Below are 5,247 nucleotides of genomic sequence, written 5' to 3'. Positions count from 1 at the left end.
ACCCTGGACGCCATGCATGAGGAAGGTGTAGTGGAGAACGCCGCCAGCATCGGCCAGGGTACGCTCGGCCAGGGTCTCGAACGCCTGGCACGCGAGCATGCCATCGTCGGCGAAACACGCGGGTTGGGGGTCTTTCATGTCCTGGAACTGGTCAGCGACCGCGAGCACCGCACGCCGCTATCAGCCAGTGCGATGGGCGAGATCAAGCACGCCTTGCTTGCCGAGGGCATGCTGCCGTTCGTGGCCGAGAACCGCATTCATGTGGTGCCGCCGTGCATCGTCAGCGAGGCAGAGAGCCAGCGAGGGCTGGCAATTCTGGATAAAGTGCTGGGCGAAATGTCGGCCAAGCACGCCACTTGAACGCCAAGAGCAGGCGGCATCGCCGTCGCAAACGCTGGATAGCATGCGCCGGGCCTTGTGCCCGGCGCAGTCGTGGATACGCCGCTACCCTAGCGTTCGCGCCAGGCGTTCGATACCCGGTTCGATGCGCTCGGCGTCGATGGCGCCGAACCCCAGACGCATGAAGTTGCGCGGCGGCACGCGCTCGAAGAAGTGCTGAAATCCTGGCTCGATGAGCACACCGTTTTGCGCGGCCTGCCAGGCCAGGCGCTGGGTATCCACGTCTTGCGGGGCTTCCAACCAGAACACGCTGGCATGATCACCGCCGACCCGTCGGCAGTTGGGCATATGCGTCGTGATGGCCTCGTTCATCGTTTCCCAGCGCTGGCGCATCTCGTCGGCGAACTGGCGCAGATAGCGGTCGTAATGGCCCTGAGCAAGAAACTGTGCCATCTGCTGTTGCAGCGCCGAGGGCGGATGACGATACATCAGCCGTCGCAGCGCGCGTAGCTCATCGACCAGCTCGGCATCGGCGACCAGATAGCCCAGCCGCAGTCCCGGCGAGAGCGGTTTGGACAGGCTGCTCATGTAGATCACCCGCCCACCGACACGGCTGGCTTTCAGGGCTGGCTGGGCGTGATGGTCGAAATTCACTTCCGCGTCGTAGTCGTCCTCGAGCACGATCTGATCGAAGCGCTGGACCTGTTGGATCAACTGCTCGCGACGCGCGCGACTCATGGTCACGCCGGTCGGCCCCTGATGACTGGGCGTCACGTAGAGGTAGTCGCAGCGTGGAGTCTCGGCATCGAGCTGCATACCCTCGCCATCCACGTGCTGGTAGTGAAGTTGCGCGCCCTGGCGCAGGAAGACATTGACCGCCTCACGATACCCGGGATTTTCGACGGCGACACGCGTTTGCCGGTCGAACAACAGCTGCGCGATCAAGAACAACGCATTTTGTGAGCCCAGGGTCACCAGAATCTCATCGCTCTGCGCATGGATGCCACGCTTGGGCAGCACCCGCGTGCGCAACTGCTCGACCAGCATCGGGTCGTCCTGATCGTAGCGGTCGCTGAGCCAGTGACGCTCGCGGTTTCCGCCCAGCAGGCGTCGCGAGGTTTCGCGCCATTGTTCGAGGGGAAACAACCGCGTATCCAGTTGCCCATACACGAAGGGAAACTCGTAATGCATCCAGTTGCTGGGACGCAGTACGCCCTGCAAGTGACTGGGGCGATGCGTGAAGCGCTTGCTCCAGGATGGTGCATCCACCGTCGTCTGGCGCGTCGCTTGAGCCAGCGCCAGGGTATCGCTGTCATGATAAGCGTCGTGCAGGTAGTAACCGCTACGCGGCCGGCTAACCAGGTAGCCGTCCTCGACCAACCCCTCGTACACTAACGCCACGGTATTGCGCGAGATGCCCAATTGCAGGGACAAACGGCGACATGACGGCAACGCTTCGTCGGCGGGAATGGTTCCGGTATGGATGGCATCGAGCAGCGACTCACGCAACTGTTCTTGCAACCCGCGTTGAGTATCGAAATCGAGATGGAAATAATGGTCGAGCATCGTTCTCTCCCGATGAGGCATCACACCGGAATAGATGCAAGGAGCACGCCATGACACTGCACTCGCTGACAGGGCACATGATTAGGCATCGAAACATCTGGCCAACCGGTGTCCCTCAACTGGCTCTATAGCGACCCACGTCGAATTCTTTAGGGTGGAATCACCAAGTTCGCGATTGCCGCCATCGCGGCGAGCCGTCTTCGGTCTCAGCCAACGATCTCAACAACAACAGCGAAGGTGATTATGATGCTTCCCATGACTCGCAACGCAAGTCGCCCGACGGATTTCACTCCCCGCCGTTTCCTTTCCAAGGCCTTGGCTACCACCCTAGCCGGCACCTTGATGTCGTTGTCGCTACCCGCTCTGGCGGCGGACTTGGAGGAAATCCAGGAGCGCGGCTACATAGAGGTCGCCACCGAAGATAATTATGCGCCCTTCAACTTCATCGAAGGCGACGATGCCAAGGGCTTCAACGCCGAGATGCTCGAAGAGCTGCGCGACTACGCCGACTTCGAGATTCATCAGGATATCCTTCCCTGGACTGGCCTGTTGGCGGCGGTCTCCAACGATCAGTACGACATGGCCTTGACCGGCGCATCCGTCTCCGATGAACGCTTGCGTGTTTTCAACTATACCCCGCCCTACGCCTCCGCCCAGCATTTCGCCATCAAGCGCGCCGACGATGACAGCATCAGCGACGTCGACGATCTCAGCGACAAGACAGTCGGCGTCCAGGCCGGCAGCGTGCTTCTCTCGCGCCTGCCGGAGCTGGAAGCGATGCTCGAGGATGACGGCGGCAAACTCGGCGAAGTCGTGAAGTATGAGTCCTATCCTGAAGCCTTCGCCGATCTGGCCAATGGACGCCTGGATTACGTCATAGACTCAGCGGTACCGGTAAATACACTGGTCGACTCTAAGCCGGACGTCTTCGCCAAGGGCCCGGCGGTATCCGGGGCGGGCTATGTCTCCTGGCCGATTCCCAAGGACAGCCCCGAACTGCTGGAGTACATGACCGACTTCCTGAAACACCTCAAGGAAAACGGCCGCCTCGCCGAGCTACAGAAAAAATGGTTCGGAGAAAGCTTCCCGGATCTTCCCGAGAAGCCGCTCAAGAGCGTCGAGCAATTCCACGAACTGGCCGGCCTCGACGACTGAGTGCTTGCCGCCTCCTGTGTCACTGCGGCGCCGTGGTCCGACCACGGCGCTGCCCTTCTTCCTTAGCTCGGGGACTCTGTCATGAATGCCAGCGCCTGGCACATGTTGCTGGAAGGGGCCTGGACCACCGTCTGGATCTCCGCTGTCTCGATTGCCATCGGGGTCGTGGCGGGCCTGGTCATCGCCCTGATTCGCCTTGCGCGAATCCCCATCGTCGATCAACTGCTAGTGCTCTACACAAGCGTGGCCCGCGCTACGCCATTGGTGACCCTGGCACTGTTCATCTTTCTCAGCGCTCCTGATCTGGGGCTCGACCTCAACCGCAGCGTCGCCGGCATCCTGGCGTTAACGCTCAATACCACCGCCTTCAATGCCGAGATCTGGCGCAGTGCGTTCCGCAATTTCTCCCGCGAGCAGAGCGAAGCGGCCATGGCGACGGGCATGACGCCGTGGGTTACCTTCCGTCGCATCATGCTGCCGCAGATGGTGATCACCAGCTTGCCAGGATTGGTCAACGAAATGTCGTTTCTGATCAAGGGCAGCCCCGCCATTGCAGTGATCGGTATCGTCGACCTGACCCGCGTGACCAATCGCATCTCGGCCGTGACCTATGAGCCACTGCCCCCCATTCTCGTCGCCGGCGTGCTCTACATGGCGATAATCGGTTGCCTGGTATGGCTACAGCGTCTCGCCGAACGCCGTGCCAACCGGCTGGCAATGTGAGGATAAAACGACCATGAGCAATTGGGACATCCTGTGGGATGAACGCGCGCAGTTCTTGAGCGGTTTTCTGAGCACCCTGGAAATATTTGGCCTGTCGATCGTGGGTGCCTTTGTGATCGGTTGTGGTTTGCTGTATTTGCTCGAGGGAAGCCGCAAGCGGCTGACCATGCCGCTGAGAATATTCATCGACGCGATGCGCATGCTGCCGTTTTTGATCCTTGCCTACCTGCTGTATTACGGCTTGCCAAGCATCGGCATTCGCCTCGATGCCTGGTGGTCGGGGGTCGGCGCGTTGGCGGTCTATCACGGCTGCTACTTTGCCGAAATCTTCCGCGGCAATCGCTTGACCTTTCCGCCGGGGCAGATCGAGGCCGCCCAGGCGCATGGCTTCACCAAGGGCAAACTGTTCTTTCGCCTGCTGCTGCCGCAGATCATCATGCAAACCCGTCCATTGCTGGGCAACCAGCTGATCTATGCGCTCAAGGACACGGCCTTTCTGGTCATCATCACCGTGAGTGAGTTGACCGCCGCCGCCAACAGCTTATCGAGTACCTATTTCATTCCCACCGAGGCATTCATCGTCGTGATCGGTTTCTATTGGGCCATCAGCGTGGCGATGGAGATCATCATCAAACAATGCGGGCGTTTCAGCGCCAAACGGGGGTTCGACAATGTCTGAAGCAAACACGTCCGAGACGGCTGCGGTGTCGATCCACCATCTTTCGAAGAGCTTCGATGACGTCGAGGTGTTGCGCGACGTCGAGCTGGAGGTCAAGACCGGCGAGGTGGTGACGATCATCGGCTCGTCCGGCTCCGGCAAGTCAACGCTGTTGCGTTGTATCAATTGGCTGGAGAAACCCGACCGAGGCAGCATTCATATCGCCGGGCAGCGCATCGGGGTCCATGAGGACGGCCGCCCGATGCCGGTGCGTGAGCTGGCCAAGGTCCGCGCGCAAACCGGTATGGTATTCCAAGGCTTCAATCTATGGCCGCATCTCAACGTGCTGCACAACGTCACCGAGGCGCCCATCCACGTGCAGGGCAAGTCCAAGCGCGAAGCCGAGGAACTCGCCACGGCATTGCTGGAGAAGGTGGGCATGTCGCAAAAGCATGATAGCTATCCCAACACGCTCTCGGGTGGCCAGAAACAGCGCGTGGCCATCGCCCGGGCGCTGGCCATGCAACCGGAGGTGATGCTCTTCGACGAGCCCACCTCGGCGCTCGACCCGGAGTTGGTGGGCGAAGTGCTGGCGGTGATCAAGGACCTTTCCGCCGAGGGCTACACCATGGTCATGGTCACCCACGAAATGGCCTTCGCCCGCGCGGTATCCGATCAGGTCGTCTTCCTGGAAAAAGGCCTGATCATCGAACGCGCCGATCCGGAGACCTTCTTCACCACCCCCAAGACCGATCGTGTGCGCAAGTTCCTCGAAAACCACGATACGCCCTCGTCCGCCTGAACGG

General features: G+C 60.6%; 6 protein-coding genes. 5 read left to right on the top strand and 1 reads right to left on the bottom strand.

The window, feature by feature from the left end:
• Positions 1-360, top strand: a 360-nt coding sequence (locus tag OP496_RS16535; protein WP_280564888.1) for an aminotransferase class III-fold pyridoxal phosphate-dependent enzyme, incomplete at its 5' end; no start/stop codon positions are given.
• Positions 361-444: 84 nt separating this feature from the next.
• Here OP496_RS16535 and OP496_RS16530 read toward each other — a convergent pair.
• The gene (locus OP496_RS16530) at positions 445-1,905 is read right to left on the bottom strand and encodes a PLP-dependent aminotransferase family protein (protein WP_280564886.1); all 1,461 of its coding nucleotides are present in this window, start codon (positions 1,903-1,905) and stop codon (positions 445-447) included.
• Between the two features lie 255 nt (positions 1,906-2,160).
• Here OP496_RS16530 and OP496_RS16525 point away from each other — a divergent pair, with 255 nt between their 5' ends.
• The 4 genes from OP496_RS16525 (at position 2,161) to OP496_RS16510 (ending at position 5,243) form a co-directional block, all read left to right on the top strand.
• Positions 2,161-3,060 (top strand): transporter substrate-binding domain-containing protein, encoded by a 900-nt coding sequence (locus OP496_RS16525; protein WP_280564885.1) that lies wholly within the window; start codon positions 2,161-2,163, stop codon positions 3,058-3,060.
• A gap of 81 nt (positions 3,061-3,141) precedes the next feature.
• Positions 3,142-3,783 (top strand): amino acid ABC transporter permease, encoded by a 642-nt coding sequence (locus tag OP496_RS16520; protein ID WP_280564884.1) that lies wholly within the window; start codon positions 3,142-3,144, stop codon positions 3,781-3,783.
• 13 nt (positions 3,784-3,796) lie between these two features.
• Positions 3,797-4,462, top strand: coding sequence for an amino acid ABC transporter permease (locus tag OP496_RS16515; protein ID WP_280564882.1), 666 nt, complete (start codon positions 3,797-3,799; stop codon positions 4,460-4,462).
• Entirely contained in the window at positions 4,455-5,243 is a 789-nt protein-coding gene (locus tag OP496_RS16510) for an amino acid ABC transporter ATP-binding protein (RefSeq protein ID WP_280564881.1), read from the top strand. The genes OP496_RS16515 and OP496_RS16510 overlap by 8 nt, the downstream gene beginning before the upstream one ends.
• Positions 5,244-5,247: the final 4 nt, after the last annotated feature.

Origin of the sequence: Chromohalobacter sp. 48-RD10, from assembly GCF_029889785.1 — a bacterium.
Taxonomy (GTDB): Bacteria; Pseudomonadota; Gammaproteobacteria; order Pseudomonadales; family Halomonadaceae; genus Chromohalobacter.
Note: the sequence above shows the minus strand (reverse complement) of the source record. Positions and strands in the feature narration are given on the sequence as shown.

Excerpts from the sequence above, each read along its gene's own strand:
- OP496_RS16530 (WP_280564886.1), bottom strand. The coding sequence starts at position 1,905 with ATGCTCGACCATTATTTCCATCTCGATTTCGATACTCAACGCGGGTTG.
- OP496_RS16525 (WP_280564885.1), top strand. The coding sequence starts at position 2,161 with ATGACTCGCAACGCAAGTCGCCCGACGGATTTCACTCCCCGCCGTTTC.
- OP496_RS16520 (WP_280564884.1), top strand. The coding sequence starts at position 3,142 with ATGAATGCCAGCGCCTGGCACATGTTGCTGGAAGGGGCCTGGACCACC.
- OP496_RS16515 (WP_280564882.1), top strand. The coding sequence starts at position 3,797 with ATGAGCAATTGGGACATCCTGTGGGATGAACGCGCGCAGTTCTTGAGC.
- OP496_RS16510 (WP_280564881.1), top strand. The coding sequence starts at position 4,455 with ATGTCTGAAGCAAACACGTCCGAGACGGCTGCGGTGTCGATCCACCAT.